The 16,401-nt window shown below is 65.2% G+C and carries 16 protein-coding genes; 10 read left to right on the forward strand and 6 right to left on the reverse strand.

The annotated features are described in order from the left end of the window. The first annotated feature begins 67 nt into the window (after positions 1 to 67). The 4 genes from H2040_RS00575 to H2040_RS00590 all read left to right on the forward strand — a co-directional run bounded on the left by H2040_RS00575 (position 68) and on the right by H2040_RS00590 (position 2,691). On the forward strand, positions 68 to 520 hold the full coding sequence (locus H2040_RS00575; RefSeq protein WP_287153378.1) for a RidA family protein: 453 nt from the start codon (positions 68 to 70) through the stop codon (positions 518 to 520). Between the two features lie 29 nt (positions 521 to 549). Then, positions 550 to 1,719 (forward strand): GNAT family N-acetyltransferase, encoded by a 1,170-nt coding sequence (locus H2040_RS00580; RefSeq protein ID WP_287153380.1) that lies wholly within the window; start codon positions 550 to 552, stop codon positions 1,717 to 1,719. A gap of 76 nt (positions 1,720 to 1,795) precedes the next feature. After that, positions 1,796 to 2,236 carry an HIT family protein gene (locus tag H2040_RS00585; protein WP_287153382.1) on the forward strand — a complete coding sequence of 147 codons (441 nt, stop codon included), beginning with the start codon at positions 1,796 to 1,798 and terminating at the stop codon, positions 2,234 to 2,236. Further along, positions 2,233 to 2,691, forward strand: a complete 459-nt coding sequence (locus tag H2040_RS00590; protein ID WP_287153384.1) for a hypothetical protein — start codon at positions 2,233 to 2,235, stop codon at positions 2,689 to 2,691. The genes H2040_RS00585 and H2040_RS00590 overlap by 4 nt, the downstream gene beginning before the upstream one ends. Here the strand turns inward: H2040_RS00590 and H2040_RS00595 are convergent. From H2040_RS00595 to H2040_RS00605, 3 genes are all read right to left on the reverse strand, one after another. Continuing rightward, on the reverse strand, positions 2,688 to 3,485 hold the full coding sequence (locus H2040_RS00595) for an enoyl-CoA hydratase-related protein (RefSeq protein WP_287153386.1): 798 nt from the start codon (positions 3,483 to 3,485) through the stop codon (positions 2,688 to 2,690). The two genes, H2040_RS00590 and H2040_RS00595, sit on opposite strands and share 4 nt — an antisense overlap. Positions 3,486 to 3,577: 92 nt before the next feature. Further along, positions 3,578 to 3,922, reverse strand: coding sequence for a hypothetical protein (locus tag H2040_RS00600; protein WP_022698944.1), 345 nt, complete (start codon positions 3,920 to 3,922; stop codon positions 3,578 to 3,580). 80 nt (positions 3,923 to 4,002) lie between these two features. Continuing rightward, positions 4,003 to 4,344: a hypothetical protein gene (locus tag H2040_RS00605; protein ID WP_022698943.1), complete on the reverse strand. Its 342-nt coding sequence runs from the start codon at positions 4,342 to 4,344 to the stop codon at positions 4,003 to 4,005. 223 nt (positions 4,345 to 4,567) lie between these two features. Here H2040_RS00605 and H2040_RS00610 point away from each other — a divergent pair, with 223 nt between their 5' ends. Continuing rightward, complete coding sequence (locus tag H2040_RS00610) at positions 4,568 to 6,358, forward strand: ATP-binding protein (RefSeq protein WP_287153389.1); 1,791 nt, start codon at positions 4,568 to 4,570, stop codon at positions 6,356 to 6,358. Positions 6,359 to 6,436: 78 nt separating this feature from the next. On the opposite strand, the gene H2040_RS00615 is transcribed toward H2040_RS00610, so the two are convergent. Further along, positions 6,437 to 8,353, reverse strand: a complete 1,917-nt coding sequence (locus H2040_RS00615; protein WP_287153391.1) for a calcium-binding protein — start codon at positions 8,351 to 8,353, stop codon at positions 6,437 to 6,439. A 186-nt stretch (positions 8,354 to 8,539) separates the two neighbouring features. On the opposite strand from H2040_RS00615, the gene H2040_RS00620 reads away from it, so the two are divergent. Then, entirely contained in the window at positions 8,540 to 11,446 is a 2,907-nt protein-coding gene (locus H2040_RS00620) for a CHAT domain-containing tetratricopeptide repeat protein (protein WP_287153394.1), read from the forward strand. 4 nt (positions 11,447 to 11,450) lie between these two features. Here H2040_RS00620 and H2040_RS00625 read toward each other — a convergent pair whose 3' ends face one another. Both H2040_RS00625 and H2040_RS00630 read right to left on the reverse strand, forming a co-directional pair. Next, positions 11,451 to 12,056, reverse strand: a complete 606-nt coding sequence (locus tag H2040_RS00625; protein ID WP_287153396.1) for a helix-turn-helix transcriptional regulator — start codon at positions 12,054 to 12,056, stop codon at positions 11,451 to 11,453. 128 nt (positions 12,057 to 12,184) lie between these two features. Then, positions 12,185 to 12,730: a hypothetical protein gene (locus H2040_RS00630; protein WP_287153399.1), complete on the reverse strand. Its 546-nt coding sequence runs from the start codon at positions 12,728 to 12,730 to the stop codon at positions 12,185 to 12,187. Between the two features lie 118 nt (positions 12,731 to 12,848). Between H2040_RS00630 and H2040_RS00635 the strand changes: the two genes are divergently transcribed. From H2040_RS00635 to H2040_RS00650, 4 genes are all read left to right on the forward strand, one after another. After that, positions 12,849 to 13,526: a response regulator transcription factor gene (locus H2040_RS00635; protein ID WP_287153401.1), complete on the forward strand. Its 678-nt coding sequence runs from the start codon at positions 12,849 to 12,851 to the stop codon at positions 13,524 to 13,526. After that, positions 13,523 to 14,851: a sensor histidine kinase gene (locus tag H2040_RS00640; RefSeq protein WP_287153403.1), complete on the forward strand. Its 1,329-nt coding sequence runs from the start codon at positions 13,523 to 13,525 to the stop codon at positions 14,849 to 14,851. The genes H2040_RS00635 and H2040_RS00640 overlap by 4 nt, the downstream gene beginning before the upstream one ends. Positions 14,852 to 14,957: 106 nt before the next feature. After that, positions 14,958 to 15,362, forward strand: coding sequence for a hypothetical protein (locus H2040_RS00645; RefSeq protein WP_022698935.1), 405 nt, complete (start codon positions 14,958 to 14,960; stop codon positions 15,360 to 15,362). Between the two features lie 97 nt (positions 15,363 to 15,459). After that, entirely contained in the window at positions 15,460 to 16,029 is a 570-nt protein-coding gene (locus H2040_RS00650) for a hypothetical protein (protein ID WP_287153406.1), read from the forward strand. Positions 16,030 to 16,401 lie beyond the last annotated feature (372 nt).

Genomic DNA, 16,401 nt, shown 5'->3' on the forward strand with positions numbered 1-16,401 from the left:
AACTTGCCGCGCCCCTGCGCATCGTCCTAATTGCCGGCAGGAAAAACTTGCTCGCAGGAGACAGCTCATGGCCGGACGCATTGATGCGCGACTGAAGGAACTGGGTCTGGAATTGCCCGAACCGCCCAAGGCCGTGGCGAACTATGTGCCCTGGCGCGTCTCCGGCGATCAGGTTTTTATCTCCGGCCAGATCTCGGCCGGCTATACGGGCAAGGTTCCCGATGAAGTCTCGCCGGAGGACGCCTACAAGGCGGCCCGCGTTTCCGGCCTTTCGCTGATCGCGCAATTGCGCACGGCCTGCGAAGGCGATCTGGACCGCGTGACGGGCGTGATCCGTCTGGGCGGATTCGTGAACTGCCAGCCCGATTTCGCGGAGATCCCGCAGATCATCAATGGCGCGTCCGATCTGATGGTAGAGATTTTTGACGATCCGGGCCGCCACGCCCGCGCCGCCGTCGGCGCCGTCAACCTGCCCCTGAACGCTGCGGTCGAAGTGGAAGGCGTGTTCGAAATCCGCTGACGCGGTCGAAGTTCCGCAGAGCGGCGCCTATGTCTTCCGCCATGTCCGCCAATCGCACGCTCGAACTCGCCTCCGGCATCCATGATATCGCCCGCGATACATGGGACGCCCTGGCCAACCCGGCCGGAGACCCGTTCGACCCTTTCCTGTGCTGGGACTTCCTGGCGGCGCTGGAGGAGTCCGGCTGCGCGACCGAGCAAACCGGCTGGGCGCCGCATCATGCCGTGCTGCGTGAGGAATGCGGCGCGATCGCCGCCGTCGCGCCGCTCTATGTAAAGGGTCACTCCTTCGGGGAGTTCGTGTTCGATCACGCCTGGGCGGACGCCTATGAGCGCGCGGGCGGAAGCTACTATCCCAAGCTGCTGGCCGCCGTGCCCTTCACCCCCGCCACCGGCTGCCGCCTGCTGGCCGGGGCGGGGCCGGACGCCGATCAGCGGCGAGACCAGTTGGCCGCCGGCCTTGCCCGGATCACAGAACGTGTCGGTGTCTCGTCGCTGCACCTGAACTTCCTGGCCGAACGCGACCGGGCGATGCTGGAGCGGCTGGGCTACATGATGCGGCAGGGCCAACAGTTTCACTGGATCAATCGCGGCTATGAGTCGTTTGACGATTTCCTCGCCGCCCTCTCCTCCCGCAAGCGCAAGGATTTGAGGAAAGAGCGGGCGCGCGCGCAGAACGGTCTGACCATCCACCGCCTCTCGGGCGATGATCTGAAGTCCGAACACTGGGACGCTTTCTTTGAATTCTATCTGGACACCGGCGCGCGCAAATGGGGCCAGCCCTACCTGAACCGCGACTTTTTCGACCTTCTCCATGACCGCATGAAGGATCGTATTGTCCTGATCATGGCCGAGGATGACGGTGAGTGGATCGCCGGGGCGATGAACCTCATGGGCTCCGAAACCCTCTATGGCCGCTACTGGGGCCGCGCCGAGGAGCGCCCCTTCCTGCATTTCGAGCTCTGCTACTATCAGGCCATCGACGCCGCCATCGAACGCGGTCTCAAACGCGTCGAAGCCGGCGCACAGGGCGCGCACAAGCTGGCCCGTGGCTATGAGCCGGTCGCCACATGGTCAGCGCACTGGATTCCCAATCCCGGCTTCCGTGACGCCGTTTCTCACTATCTGGAGCACGAACGCGCAGCGGTAAGTCAGGAGATTCAGTATCTCGCCAGACACGCGCCTTTCCGAAAAACCTGACCGGTTTCGGGAACCGACGCCTTGCAAGCCACGGCGTTTCGCGTTTCATCGGCCTTATTGAAACAGGGAGCGACCCATGAGCCTTCACGGCGAATACGACGACCAGAATATCTTCGCGAAGATCCTGCGCCGGGAAGCCTCGGCGATCATCGTGCATGAGGACGATGACACGATGACCTTCATGGACGTTTTTCCGCAGTCGCGCGGCCATGTCCTGATCGTGCCCAAGTCCCCGGCCCGCAATATTCTGGAGATCGAGGACGCCCCGCTGCAGGCGCTGATCGTTCAGGTCAAGCGGGTCGCAAAGGCGGTGGAGAAAGCCCTGAATCCTGATGGCGTTTTCGTGGGCCAGTTCAATGGCGCGGAGGCCGGCCAGACCGTGCACCACATCCATTTTCACGTCATTCCGCGCTACAAGGGGCGTGACATGGGACGGCATGGCGAAGACCGCGCCGATGACGAGGCGTTGAAAAAGCTTGCCGACGATATCGGCATAGCCCTCAGCGAACTCGATTGACCGGCTTCAAGCCAGCTCGCCCCTTCGCCCCGCGCCCGAACCGTTATCTCGGCGCGCTGCCGCGCAAGGACTGGCGCATCAAGCGTTACGCCATCTGGCTGGAGGGCGAGACGTTCGACGAGGCGCGGTTCGATGAGGGCATACGCATGGCCATGCGGACCCTGCCGGAACCGGCCGTGACGACAGACCGTCCGGGCGCCGCCATCCTGATCCTGCATCAGGGCGGCACGGCCGATTATGTCGTGCTGGCCTGGTGGGACAGCGAGAATGAACTGCCCCTCCACGTCTGGGTGCGCAAACCGGACGAGGCGAATTTCCGCCCGGCAGCTCCCAGCGAGTCCGTCTGCGTCTGGGATCTCGACGTCCTGTGGGGCGAGCGTCAGCTCTATGTCCGCCACATGATCGGCGAGTCAGCGCCCGACCTGGAGACCTATCTGTCTGAAAGCGCGGCCTAGCCGTTAGACCAGCGCGGTTTCCGCTTTTCCAGGAACGCCGACAGTCCCTCGCGTCCCTCTTCGGAGGCGCGGCGATGGGCGATGCGATGGGCGGTGTCGGAGAGGAGGTCATGATCGATCTCCCGGTCCAGAACATCGTCCACCAGCTTCTTGGCGTCCGCCACCGCGCCCGGCGCGGCGTCGAAGATCAGCTGGGTGAGATGTTCGGCGATGGCCTCCATCTCTTCCTCGTTCTCCACCGCGTATTGAACCAGGCCGATCTGCTCGGCGAAGTTTCCGTCGAACCCTTCGCCCGTGGCAAACAGCGCCTTGGCCCAGCGCGGCCCGATGGCCTTCACGACATACGGGCTGATCGTCGCCGGGGTCAGACCCAGACGGACTTCGGAAAAGCGCAACTTGGCGTCTTTCATGGCGATGGCCGCGTCGCACGCCGCCACCAGGCCGGCGCCGCCGCCCATGGCCGCCCCCTGCACCATCGCCACGGTGAATTGCGGCAGGTCGTGCAGTTTCTTCAGCATGCGCGCCAGCGCCATGGCGTCGTTGCGGTTTTCGCTCTCGGTGTAATCGGCCGCCGCCTTCATCCAGTCCAGGTCGGCCCCGGCGGAAAAGCTTTTGCCCGCCCCGCGGATGAAAACCACGCGCACCTGTTCATTGGCGTGCAGCGTCTCGAAAATATCGTCCAGCGCCGCCACCACGTCGCCATTGAAGGCGTTGTGTTTCTCGGGCCGGTTCAGCGTCACGGCAGCGACGCCGCCCGGGGAGGCGTCAAGAATTACGGGGGACTCATCGCTCATGGGGGCTTCCTTTCGCGCAGCGCGCAAGACACGCCCCATCAGCTACCGGTCGCCGCCGGCAAACTCAATACGCCCGCTCCAGCGCCGCCTGCCTAGCCGCGGGCGCGGAACAGCAACGCCTTGATCAGGAAGAACACCGTTATGGCGATGAAATAGCCGACATAGAGCAGCCCCGCCATTTGCCAGAACGCCCCCGTCAGGAAATTCGGCAGAACAAACAGCGCCAGATCGCCGCCCGACCGGATCACCGGCATCAGGGCGTCCACCGCCACATGAACAATCACCGCGATGGCGGACATGATTACGATCTGCCCGTACCCGCCCATCACAAGCGCGCTGATCAGCGCAATGATGAGATATTGAATCGTGTTGATTTCGGCGAAGCCCCGTTGCGCAAAATCCAGCGCCGCGCGCAGCCATTCCATGATCGTGTCCATCGGCTTCTAGCCCCCTTGCCGTGTCGAGAATGAAGAAGGGCCGCCCTGCATGGACGGCCCCCGGTCTGTTCAGCGTGACGTCAGTCGCCGCGATAGAAAATGCGCTTGATCGCGTGAAGGATCAGCATCGCCAGGAAATATCCCAGGTACAGCACGCCCGCCTCGATCCAGAAATCCGCGGTCGCCATCTGCTGGAAATCCAGCGCGCTGGTATCGCCGCCGGCCTCGACCAGCGGAATCGCAAAAACCACGATGATGTGAAAGATCAGCGCCACCAGCGCCATCATGAAGAGAAGCCCGAAACTGGGCAGCACCAGCGCCAGAAGCACCGCGATAATGCCAAACGCAATCATCTCGGTGCGGCTGAAATGCTCGACCACATAGGTGGTCGCGACATCCAGCCATTCCATAACCTTGTCCATAAATCCCCCGTTTTCACCCGCTCCGCGCCAGCTTCGTTGAGTCAGCGCGGAAACGGGCAATTCCTAATTCCCGTTAACTATTATAACACCCCGCTTAACTTGCGTTAGTGCTTTCTCGCGGATTTTTTTGACCTTTTGATTGCGTTTCATTCCCCGGCCCCCTGTTTTTCGCCGCGTTTACGCGCCTTTATTGCTTTTTGCGTACAAGCGCCGAATGCTTGGCATGAGAAAATCACGGCATCTGACGCCGCGCCTGAGAACGATGGCCATTGCGCGCCGCCGCGATCTGCGCACGCGATTGACGCTCCCGCTCTTTGGCATCGGGTTCGGCTGGCTCATGGTGGGGCTGCCCCTGACCTCGCTCTGGATCGCCCTGCTCCTTGCTGGCCAGTTCTTCGATATCTGGGCTTTCAGGCGTTTTCGGGAAATGGACGACGACGATGTTGTCACCCGGCGCGATCTAGCTGTCGCGATGACCGCCTCGTTCTTCGCCTCCATCACCTATTCCTTCATGCCCGCCCTGGCCTGGTTCTCTCCGGTGGAGGGGTCACAGGTTTTCGCGATGGTGTGGCTGTGCGGCGCGCTGCTGCATGTGACGCTGCATATGCAGCAAGTGCCTCAGGTCTTTGGCGCGGCCGCCGCCCCGCATGGCGGTTTTCTGTTTGCGCTTCCGCTGTTTTCCCTGTTCTTCCAGCCCGGCCATGCCGGCGGCGATATCGCCATCCTGGTCACCGCGCTGATGTATGTCGGCCATCTGGCCGTCGCGATGAAAATGTATTCCCGCAACAGTTTCGCCCTGCATGAGGCGCGGCTGGAGGCGCTGGCCCGCACGCGCGCGGCGGAAGACGCGAACCTCGCCAAATCACGCTTCCTGGCGATGATGAGCCACGAACTTCGCACGCCGATGAACGGCGTCATGGGCGCCGCGCACCTGCTGCGCCGCACCGATCTGGACCCGCGCCAGTCCAGCCTGGTCAACACGCTGGAGACCTCCGGCGACATGCTGCTGGTCATCCTCAACGACGTGCTGGACCTGGCCAAGGTCGACGCCGGCAAGGTCAGCGTCGAGAAGAGCCCGACCAATATCATCGACGTCGCGGAAACCCTGATGACGCTGTGGTCGCCCAAATCGGAAGAGAAGGGCCTGGACCTGCGTTTCGAGTACGAGGTCTGCGAGGGCTGTGAGGTCGTGGAAAGCGATCCGATCCGCCTGCGGCAGGTCGTGGGCAATCTGATTTCCAACGCCATAAAGTTCACCGACAAGGGCGAAGTCGTCCTTCGGCTCGAGGCCCGTCAGGAAGACGGCCTGGTCATATGCTGTTTCAGTGTTTCGGATACGGGCTGCGGCATAGAGGCCGAGGCCATAAACCAGCTTTTCCAGCCCTTCAGCCAGGTCGATGACTCCATCACCCGCCGTCACGAAGGCGCGGGGCTGGGGCTGGTCATCAGCCGCAAACTGGCCGAATTGCTCGGCGGCGACGTGACGGCCGAATCCGCGCCCGGTCAGGGATCAATCTTTACGCTGGCCATCCGCGCGCGCGCCGCCGCCCGTCCCGAACCCGCAGCCGCGCCCGCCGAGACAAGCCCGGCGCCGGACGAGGCGAAGGGCGGCGCGATGAATATCCTTGTCGCCGAGGACAACGAGATTAACCGCACCGTGATTGCCGCCATGCTCGAGCCGTCCGGCCATGCGCTGAGCTTTGCCATGAACGGCCGCGAAGCGGTGGAAGCCGCCGGCGCGCGTCCGTTCGACCTGATCCTGATGGACATGCGGATGCCGGAAATGGACGGCGTTGCCGCCACCCGCGTCATACGCGACGGCGAAGGCCCGAACGCCAAAGCGTTCATTTGCGCGCTCAGCGCCGACGCCATGCCCGAACATCAGCGCGAGGCGCAGGACGCCGGCATGGACGCCTATCTCTCCAAGCCGATCAGCCCCGCCGAGCTCATGCAGCTGATCGAGCGCGCCCGGAACAGCGGGCACGACGGACAGCGCGGCGAAGACGCGGCCTGAAGTTTTTCCTCTGCCGAAGAAAAGAAAACGGACGCCCCGGCCATGAAGCCGGGACGCCCGTCAGTAAGCTGAACGCGATTAAAGCAGGATGTCGTCGGCAGTCGGCATATCGCCCTTCACGATCACCTCGAAATCCGCCGACCCGTCGCCATCGGTGTCGCCGCGCAGCCAATAGACCCCAGCCTGAGCGGCGGCCTTGATCGTCAGCTGGCCGGCAACGCCGGAAAAGCCGTTCACGATGACGAATTCATCATCGCCCGCCGTTCCCTCCACCGCGTCGATCGCCATCAGATTGATCTGGTCGACGCCGGATTCGAAATCCATGATCGTGTCCCGCAGGTCCGAATCCGCCGGCGAATCCGCGGCGTCCGCGTACACGAAGACGTCCGCGCCCGCGCCGCCGGTCAGGATGTCCCGGCCCGCGCCGCCGCGAAGCACATCATTGCCAGCGCCGCCTTGCAGGTGATCGCGCCCGGCGTCTCCGACGAGACGGTCATGTCCTCCGCCGCCTTTCAGGACATCGTCCCCCGCCCCGCCACGAAGCACGTCATGCCCGTTCTGACCGAACAGGTAGTCGCGGCCATTGTTGCCGTTCAGAAAATCGTCGCCATCCTCGCCGAACAGGCGGTCATCGCCTGCGCCGCCGAACAGCCTGTCATCCCCGGCCCCGCCATACAGGATGTCCCATCCCTCCAGCGCGTTGATGGTGTCGTCGCCGGCCGTGCCGGTCAGCGTTTCCGCCGCGCTCGTCCCGGTGATCGTGCTGCCCGGATCTACCGGGTCTCCGCCTTCGGATATGAAGAATTGCGATTTGACCCACAGATTGGTGCCGTCGCTCTCCGTCCAGACCAGAACGTAGCCGCTCTCGGTGCTGGCGACATTGATATAGGGCTGGTTATTCCCCGGATTGGCGGGAACCTTGAAAGCATCGCCCGCGGGCTCGCCGTCCGCGCCATATTCACGGGCATAGACGTCCGCGCGACTATTGCCCGGGGTGCGGTCCTCGAACACCACCACAAAACCGCCGCCGGGCAGCGCCGCCACTTCCGCCGGCGTTCCTGGCAGCAGCGATTCCATCTGATGGATCAAGAAGTCGCCGCCGATCTGGGCCCCGCTGGCGTTGAACATCTGGCCGACGATCTGCACAGGCGCAAAAGGATCGGCGCTGTTATCCAGCCAGGTGACCACGAAACCGCCGCCTGTCAGCGCCGTGATGGACGGGATCACCTGTTGTCCGGTGGTGACATCCGCCGCCACGACCACGCTGCTGGCCGGCGCGCCGTTGGAATCGAAGGTTCTTACGCGAATGCCGGTATCGCTTTCGCCATCGCTGACAAATTCCTGGTAGGCGACGGCAAAGCCGTCTTCCAGCGCGGTGATGACAGGCGTGCTCTGCCCAAAGCCCGGCGCGTCATCAATCTCGATGCGGCCGCCTTTCTCGGCGCCCGACGCATCATAAAGCTGGATCCAGACCTGAGGCGGGGTCAGGAAGTCGTTGAAATTATCGACATAGACGACTGCGAAACTCCCGTCATACAGCCCCACGGCGTCGATATCTTCCGCCCGGTGGCCGTCGGCCAGTTCGATCGTGAATTCACCGCCCAGTTCGTTTCCGTTGGCGTCGAAGCGCTGGCCGGCCACCTGTGAGAGATTGCCCGGATTGTTCGGGCTGTTGTCTTCCCAGACAACGACAAAGCCCGTTCCCGCCGCCTCAACGACCGGGAATTGCTGGCCGAGCGTTGTCGTGGTGTTGACCAGCGTCGTGTCGACCACGGTATTGCCTGAGGAGTCGACGATTTTCATGTAGATGCCGTACCCGTCGTCATCGGGCGCGCCATTTTCTTCCTCCTGCCAGACATAAACGACATTTCCGTTGTCCAGAACGGTCATCTCGAACGCGCCGTCCGCCGGCCCGTCTTCAATGATAAATTCCGGACCGGCCGGTTCGGAAAAAGAGACGGGTTCGTCGTAATTGGGGTCATCCAGAAGGCTCATGACTTCGCTCCATTGGCTTGCCCGCAATGCCGGGCATGGCGGCTATGGAGACAAGTCTTGGCGCCGGGGCGGCGCAGATGCGTCATCAGAAATGATGAGGCGCCCGCGCCTGAATTGCTTTCGCTTGTGAGCGGCCGTGAGTTCGCCGATAGTTACCGCTCTGTCTGCCGGCCTGGGGAGGAACCGATGCGGATTTCCATTTGCATTCTTGCTGTGTCGCTCCTGATTGCGGGTCGCACGCTGGCGCAATCCGCGGACGATGCGGAACTGGAGCGCCTGTCCGCCGCCGCCGAAGCCATCGACCCCGTGCAGGAGCCGGAAGCCGCGCTCGAGGCGTGGAACGCGGCCTATGACCATGCGCTTGCGGTCTACGAGCCGGGCGATCCCCGCGCCGCGCTGGTCGGGGGCCGCCGTGTCGATGCCTATTTCTATCTGGGCGAGCATGAGCGCAGCGCGGAGGTCGCGCGCGAAGCCATCGCCGCGCTGGAATCCGCGGGGCCGGATTACCGGGCCGAACGGGCGACGCTGATCTATAATCTGGGCACGATCCTGGAACAGCAGGGCAAGACCGGCGAATCCTACGACCAGCAGGCCGAGGCCCTTGCCCTGCGCCGCGAAATTCACGGCGAAGCGGACCATGACGACCTTGCCGCTTCGCTTGGCGGGATGGCCATCGCCGAGTATCGACGTGGCGAATTCCTGAAAGCCCGCGAACTGATGGGCGACGCCGTGGCCATGCGTCATCGCATGGGCGAGGCCGACGGCACGGTGGTGGCGCTTCGCATCAGCTACGCCGCCGTGATCCGCGCGGCCGGCGATCTGGAGGCCGCGATCGCCGAAGCACTGGAAACCTCCCGTCTGGCCCAGGACATTCTGCCCCCCGACCACCCTTATCAGGCGCTGGTCGCCAATAATCTCGCCGTCCTTCTGCAGGATCAGGGACGCTATGAGGAAGCCGAGCCGGTGATCCGACGCGCCCTGGATTTGCGCGTGGCCGAATATGGCCGCGACCATCCCTACACGCTGCTGACCCAGTCCGTGCTGGCTTATAATCTGTTGCGCATGGGCCGGCTGGAGGAAGCGAAGACTCTCGGCGAAGTTTCCTACGCCGCCTATTCCGAAGCATCCGGCGATACGCATGCCGATGCGCTGAACGCCCGCAGCGTCATATCGGAAGCCCTCTGGCTGCAAGGCAAACGCCCGCAGGCCATGGCGATTCAGGCCGATATTGTCGCCAAGGCCGTAGAGACGCTACCCGCCGCTAACCGCGACCGGATCAACGCCCACGATCTTTATGCCGAATTTCTTGCCGGCCAGGGCCGGTTTGAAGAGGCGCTGACCCAACGCCGCGCCGCGCAGGCCGGACGCGAAGCAACCCTGCCGGAGGACCATCACGCCCGGCTGGCCGGCGCGGTGGAGATCGGCGCGCTGGAAGCCCGCACGGGAGACACGGGCGGGCTGGACCGCGCCGTGGCCGCTGCCGCGCAACTTCAGTCCCAGCAACAGGCCTTCATGCTTGAAAATTACGTGCAGCCGCTTCCGCCAGCGAGGCATAGCTCTTCCGCGCGCGTTCCAGCGGAAGCGGCCGTTGCGCTGGGCCAGACTGAAATCGCGTTCGAGGCGGCGCAGGGCGTCTGGGCTTCCGACGCCGCAACGGCGCTGGCCAAGGCGTCCGCCCGGCTGGCGGTTCAGGATTCCGAAATCGCCGCACTGCTTCGTGAAAGACAGGATCTGGCCGAACGCCGGGCCGCCGATCTTGGCGCGATCGTCGCCCTGACGGGCGCCGACAATCCCGAACGCATGGCGGAGCTTACCGAAAGCGCCGCCCGGACCGAGGCCCGTCTGCTCGCCATCTCGGAAACGCTGGCTGCGCGCTATCCCGATTTCCTTCAGCTTGAGCGCCCGCCCGTGCTGACGCTGGCGGAGGCGCAGGCCGCGCTGAACGAAGGCGAAGCCCTGCACGGCGTTCTGCAAACGGACCGGTCCGTCATCGTATTCGCCCTGTCGTCCGGGGCAGCTTATGCCGGCGCCGCCCCCGGGCTGACGCCCGACGGGCTGTCCAGTGACGTTGCCGCGCTGCGGGCGGCGCTGGATTTCCGGGCCCCGGAATCCGGGGCCGGGCCGCAATTCGACTCTGACGCCGCTTACCGCCTTTATGGCGGCCTGTTCGGCGGCGGCGCATGGGACGTGGTCTCGGACGCTGGCACGGTCCTGAGCATTTCCAATGGAACGATCGGTCAGTTGCCGCTCTCGGTCCTGCTGACCGAAAGTCCAGACGATGACGGTGATCTTCGCGGTGCAAACTGGCTCATCCGCCATTTCAATATCGCCACGCTTCCCGCCCTTGGCGCGCTGAACGATCGCGGCGCCGCCCCGCATTCTGCAGACGGCCGCTTCTTTGGCGCGGGCGCCCCGCTTCTGGCGTCGAACGAAGGGCAGGATGTGCTGGCAGGCGGACTCGCAGGCTTTTATCGCGGCGCGGGCGCGGACATCGAAGCCGTGCGCGACCTGCCCTCCCTGCCCGGCGCGGAAACGGAATTGCGCGCAATGTCGGAGGCCTTCGGCCCCGAAAACGCCGCCCTCCTGATCGGCGCGGACGCCACTGAGCCGGCGGTCCGCCAGACAGTGCCGGCGGACGCTTCGGTGATTGCATTCGCCACGCACGGCCTTGTCAGCGGCGAGCTTCGCGGGCTGGCGGAGCCGGCGCTGGTTTTCACGCCGCCCGATGAAGCCACGGCGGAGGATGACGGCCTGCTGACCGCCTCGGAAATCACGCCGCTGCGGCTGAACGCGGACTGGGTCATTCTTTCGGCATGCAACACAGCCGCGGGAAAGAGCGCCGGCGCGCCGGGGCTAACCGGGCTGGCGCGCGCCTTCATCTATGCCGGCGGGCGCAATCTTCTCGCCTCTCACTGGCGGGTGCGGGATGATGCGGCGGCGCGCCTTACGGTGGAGACGGTGCGCGGCCAGCGCAACGGTTTGAGCCCGGCGGAATCCTTGCGACAGGCGCAGCTGGCGCTGATGGATGATCCGGATCTCGCCGATGGCTGGCGGCCCGGCGTCTGGGCGCCGTTCGTGGTGATCGGGCGCTAGGATTCTAGTGGGTCGCCGCCAGCGCGCGGATTTCCGCCGCGGCGGCCAGGCTGGACGTGACCCCCAGCTTCTCACGGATCATCTGAAGCTGCGTGCGCACCGTGGTGATGGATACGCCGCGATCTTCCGCAATCGCCCCCGCGGTCATGCCTTCGGATAGCGAAAGCGCCGTGTCGGCTTCCTTCACGGTCAGGCCAAAGGCCTGTTGAAGCCGCGCCTTGCAGGCTTCGCCCCCGCTATTGTCCTGCGCCTCGGCGACCACCCGGATGAAACCGGGCAGCCCGCCTGGCGTCAGACGCAAGCTCAGGCCGCCCAGCAGCAAATCCATGTCCTCGCCCGCAGCGGCGCGCTTCAACGCTTCCTGCAGGCGCAGATCGGCGGCCGGGTCCGTCAGGCGCAAGCGGTCATCCATGGCGCGGGCCGCGGTCTTCATCGCCGCGCGGAACGCCCCGTTGGCGAAAACCAGGCTGGCGTCGCGGCCCAGAATCGCCACGCCGCCGGGCATCAGGTCCCCCAGTTCGTTCAGCAACGCCAGCGGTTCGGCCAGCGGCCCCGGAAACGGCAGGATGACGGCGGTGCGGTCGGCGTCCTTGCGGATTGAAGCGGTCATGTCAGGCCTCACTGGCGGCGTTGAAATTGCCGGTCCAGTAAGCGCGCAGACACGCAGCGCCTCAAATGACAAAACTTGTTAAGTTTCTGAAATAATTAACATTACAGCGATTGTAATGTTACGCCGCCTTAATTGGTGACGAGATAATAGGCCGTTTCCCGCGCCCCGGTATTGCGCACCGTTATCTGGTAGGGCGCTGTCCAGGCGGGAATCCACTGACAGGACGCAGAGGCCGCCTGCGCGGAGCGCTGGCATATTTCTCCGCCATCGGAATCGGTGACCTGAAGAATGAGGTCCGCCTCAGCGGTGGGTTGCAGCGATACCGTCGCGCTTTGCCCCGCATAGAAGATTTCGGAAAACTCCACCGCGCCCGCGGGCGTGGCGACGCCGCGGCGATAACCCGGACCGACAGCGCGCCCCCGGTCGGGCGCGGCCGCTTCGGTTTGCGGGTCCATTGCATCGGCGGCGGCCATCCATTCGCCGGCCAGGTCAGGCGTGCCCTCCTGCGGCGCGGCGCCCGTTGCCTGAAGCAGGCGGGCGGCCATGCGCAAATTTTCAGCCGACCCTTCCGCTTGCGCGGCGGCCGCGAGCTCCATGGCCCGCAGCACCAGTCCGTGATCGGTCTCCGCCGCCGGTCCAGCGGCCAGAAAAGCGGCAATGGCAAAAGCGATCATGGTATTCCTTCCCCCGAATCCTTGGCGCAGCGAGTCTCGACTACACGGCGGGCCAAGGTTTCGCTAGCTTAGCCACAACGATTGTTCGCGGAAACTGCTTTCAAGAGATCATGACTATATGCGCGTTCTGCTGATCGAGGATGATGAAGGCACAGCCGCTTACGTGGTGCGGGTTCTGGAGCGTATCGGCGCGGAAATCGAGCATTGCCGCGACCTTGCCAGCGGCCTGAACGCCGCCCTCACCGCCCCCTGCGACGTGTTGATCCTCGACCGCATGCTGCCGGACGGCGAAGGGCTGGACCTGATCGCCCGGTTGCGCGAGGCCGCGGTTGAGGCCCCGGTCCTGATGCTGTCCGCCCTTGGCAGCGCCAGTCATCGCGTGGACGGGCTGGAACGCGGAGCGGACGATTATTTGCCCAAGCCCTTTGAACCGGCGGAGCTGATCGCCCGGGTGAAGGCGCTGGCCCGCCGCGCCGGTCAGCAGGCGCATCCGGCGATCATGGTCAGCGGCGATATCGAGCTTCATGTGAAGGCCCGCGCCGCCCACCGCGCCGGGAAATCGCTGGCGCTGAGCCCGAAGGAATTCGACCTCCTGAAATATTTCTTCGAGCATGAGGGCGTCACCGTGACCCGGGAGATGCTGCTGCGCGATGTCTGGGGTATGAATTTCGATCCGCAGACCAATGTGGTTGACGTCAATGTCAGCCGTCTGCGCCGCAAGCTGGAGGAAGGCTTTGACGGCGCGGTGCTGCGCACGGTGCGCGGCGAAGGGTATCTGTTCGGAGCAGCGGCTTGAATTTCTGGCGCGCCTCCAGCCATTTGCGGCTGGCCGCCTATTTCGCGGCGCTGCTGACCGCATCGGGCATGATCGTGTTCGGCGCGACCTATTTCGCCATCGCGGCGTCCTCCAAGAACACGCTGCGGCAGTTGGTCGACACCGATCTGGCCGGACTGGTCGAGCTTTACGCCGTGGAGGGGGTGGAAGGTCTGGAGCAGCGGATTGGCGACCGTCTGAAGCTGCGCCCGGCGCAGGGCGCGGAGGCGTTCTATCTGTTCGCCGATGGCGAGGGCGCGATCCTGGCCGGCAATCTGCCCGACTGGCCGGACGGGGCGCGGCTGGATTCCAGCCTGTTCGAAGCGACCTTCCCCGGCCCGGACGGCCCGGTTCGCGTGGTGGGGCGGGCCACGATATTGCGCGGCGATTACGGCCTTCTGGTCGCCCGTTCGGAGGAAGTGCGGCGGGCGGCGCTGGCGCAGCTGCGCGCGGTGTTCGCGCTGGGCACGCTGTTGACCTTGCTGGCCGCGGGCGCGGGCGGATGGTGGATCGCGCGGCGTTTCCACCGCCGCGTGGAGACGATCAATGACGCCTGCCAGGCGGTGCGCGACGGCGATATGGAGCGCCGGGCGCCGGGCGCCGAGCGGCCCGACGAGATCGGGCTGATGGCGCTGAACGTGAACCAGATGCTGGACCGCATCGAGACGCTGCTGACCATCCAGAAACAGACCACCGACCAGCTGGCGCATGAGCTGCGCACGCCGCTGACCCGGCTGGCCGGGCAATTGACGGCGCTGGAGGCGGATCTGCCCGAAGGCGAGACAAGCCGGGCGCGGGACGAGATCCGCCGCTTGACCGCCCTGCTCGACTCGCTGCTGGACCTGTCCGCCATGCAGGCCCAGACCGGCGATGCGCGGGGACTGGCCGAGTTTGATCTGTCGGCGCTGGCTTACAGCATGGGCGATATCTATGAGGCCTCCGCCGAAGCGGCCGGCGTGGCGCTGTCCGTCGAAGCAGAAGCGGGCGTGATGGTCCGCGGCGATGCGCAGCAATTCGCCCGGCTGATCGCGAACCTGCTGGACAACGCCCTGAAATTCTCGCCCGAAGGCGGGAGGGTGCGCCTGACGGTCGCGCCGGGGCCCCGCCTGACGGTCGGCGATGACGGCCCCGGCGTGCCGGAGGCGCTGCGCGAGAAAGTCTTCGAGCGGTTCTCGCGCGGCCAGCCGGGCGACGCGCCGGGTCACGGGCTGGGGCTGGCGCTGGTGCGGGCGATTGCGGAGCGCCACGGCCTTTCGGCGCGCATTGCGGACAGTCCGCGCGGGGCGCTGTTCGTCATTTCGGCCTGATCCTCCCCCGGTTTTTATTCCTCAAAAGTGATGATGCGGCCGCGCCGTCTCCCGGCGCACGCTTGGGCGATCGTTATCTGACGCCTTTGCGAAAAGGGAGACGCCCATGCCCCTGTCCCTGCACATTCCGGCCGCCGTGGCGGCGCTCTGCCTTGGCCTGATCTCCGGCTGCGGCGGGGAAACAAACGCCGAACTGGCCGAGGCCGAGCTGGACCGCGCGGTGACCTGCGCCGCGGCGTTCGCCGTGCGCCAGCGCGGGGGCGATCCGCAGGCCGCGGAGCTTGCCGACCGCTGGGGGCGCATGGCGTTCAACTACACCCCGCGGGGCCAGCTTTTCGCCAGCGGCTATATCGACTCCATCAATCACGCCAGCCGCCTGTCCTCGCGCGAGCCGGAGCGATTCGACGCGCTGCTGAGCGAATGCGCGCTGGCCCTGAACGAGGCGGCGGCGATGGAAGAAAGCCGCGTGGTCTCGCCGCTGACCGAAGCGTCCGCGCGTCATCTTTTTTGATGATGCCGGCGCCCCGGCGCGCCGCCACCATCGCAAGCCAAGGGGGAAAACGTGTTCAGCCCCTTTTTTCGACCACCGATCAAGGAGGAGACCTGACATGATCCGTTACATCGCAACCGCCGCCATTCTGGCCAGCGCCGGCGCGGCGCACGCCCAGGACAGCCGCTTCCAGCCCATGCAGCTGGGCGACGCGCAATATGCGTGCGAGCAGCTGATTACCGAAGCCCGCACCATGGAAGAGCAGATCGGCGGCCAGCCGTCCGGCGCCGTGCTGGGCGAAGCCGCCATGGGCCTTGGCACCGATCTGGCGATCCGCGCCGGGGGCTATCAGGCCGCGCGCGCCATCGGCATGTTCGGCGGCGTCCTGAGCGGCGCCATGGAACGCCAGAAACAGGCCGAGGAAGAACGCAAACAGCTGGCCGAGCGCCGCTGGTTCTACATGGTGGGCCTGTACCAGGGTAAAGGCTGCGACCAGCCGCAAGCCGCGCCGGAACCGGTGATGCAGCAGACCGCCGCGCAACCCGCGCCGGCCGCGGTGCAGCCCGTATCCGCCCCGGTTGAGGCGCAACCCGAACCGATGCCGACCATGGCGCCCCTGCCCTCCGAAGGCGAGGAAGCCGCGGTCGGCGACACGCCGGAAGCGGATCCCGCCGCCAGCCAGGAATAGACCCTGACAACGCCCCGGCGCTTTGCTGTGCGTTAAGCGCCGGGCGTCCCTGAAGGCCGGCCTCCACAACTCCCGGAGGCCGGCCTTTTTTTTGTGGAGACGTGAAGCCTGGGCCGGGGGTCTCGGGCTTCCTTCGCCCCGGATGGGGGAGAGGGTTTTCTGCCTCGCCCTCTAGTTCTCTTCATCGTCATCCTCCGGCTTGACCGGAGGACCCAGGGAACGTGGGGCGCAAAGATTTCAACTGGGTCCTCCGATCTCCGCTGCGCTTCGTCGGAGGATGACGAGTTAGTTTATCTTTCACTCTTTCAGCTCCCGGAAATGGCGCAGCCATTGTCCGGGATCCAGTTTGCAACGGGGCCGCCGTCTCTGGAC

This window comes from Euryhalocaulis sp., from assembly GCF_013911995.1.
GTDB lineage: Bacteria > Pseudomonadota > Alphaproteobacteria > Caulobacterales > Maricaulaceae > Euryhalocaulis > Euryhalocaulis caribicus.

What these genes read in the sequence shown, in the direction of transcription:
- H2040_RS00575 (WP_287153378.1), top strand. Translation starts at nt 68, where the DNA reads ATGGCCGGACGCATTGATGCGCGACTGAAGGAACTGGGTCTGGAATTG.
- H2040_RS00580 (WP_287153380.1), top strand. Translation starts at nt 550, where the DNA reads ATGTCTTCCGCCATGTCCGCCAATCGCACGCTCGAACTCGCCTCCGGC.
- H2040_RS00585 (WP_287153382.1), top strand. Translation starts at nt 1,796, where the DNA reads ATGAGCCTTCACGGCGAATACGACGACCAGAATATCTTCGCGAAGATC.
- H2040_RS00595 (WP_287153386.1), bottom strand. Translation starts at nt 3,485, where the DNA reads ATGAGCGATGAGTCCCCCGTAATTCTTGACGCCTCCCCGGGCGGCGTC.
- H2040_RS00600 (WP_022698944.1), bottom strand. Translation starts at nt 3,922, where the DNA reads ATGGACACGATCATGGAATGGCTGCGCGCGGCGCTGGATTTTGCGCAA.
- H2040_RS00605 (WP_022698943.1), bottom strand. Translation starts at nt 4,344, where the DNA reads ATGGACAAGGTTATGGAATGGCTGGATGTCGCGACCACCTATGTGGTC.
- H2040_RS00610 (WP_287153389.1), top strand. Translation starts at nt 4,568, where the DNA reads ATGAGAAAATCACGGCATCTGACGCCGCGCCTGAGAACGATGGCCATT.
- H2040_RS00615 (WP_287153391.1), bottom strand. Translation starts at nt 8,353, where the DNA reads ATGAGCCTTCTGGATGACCCCAATTACGACGAACCCGTCTCTTTTTCC.
- H2040_RS00620 (WP_287153394.1), top strand. Translation starts at nt 8,540, where the DNA reads ATGCGGATTTCCATTTGCATTCTTGCTGTGTCGCTCCTGATTGCGGGT.
- H2040_RS00625 (WP_287153396.1), bottom strand. Translation starts at nt 12,056, where the DNA reads ATGACCGCTTCAATCCGCAAGGACGCCGACCGCACCGCCGTCATCCTG.
- H2040_RS00630 (WP_287153399.1), bottom strand. Translation starts at nt 12,730, where the DNA reads ATGATCGCTTTTGCCATTGCCGCTTTTCTGGCCGCTGGACCGGCGGCG.
- H2040_RS00635 (WP_287153401.1), top strand. Translation starts at nt 12,849, where the DNA reads ATGCGCGTTCTGCTGATCGAGGATGATGAAGGCACAGCCGCTTACGTG.
- H2040_RS00645 (WP_022698935.1), top strand. Translation starts at nt 14,958, where the DNA reads ATGCCCCTGTCCCTGCACATTCCGGCCGCCGTGGCGGCGCTCTGCCTT.
- H2040_RS00650 (WP_287153406.1), top strand. Translation starts at nt 15,460, where the DNA reads ATGATCCGTTACATCGCAACCGCCGCCATTCTGGCCAGCGCCGGCGCG.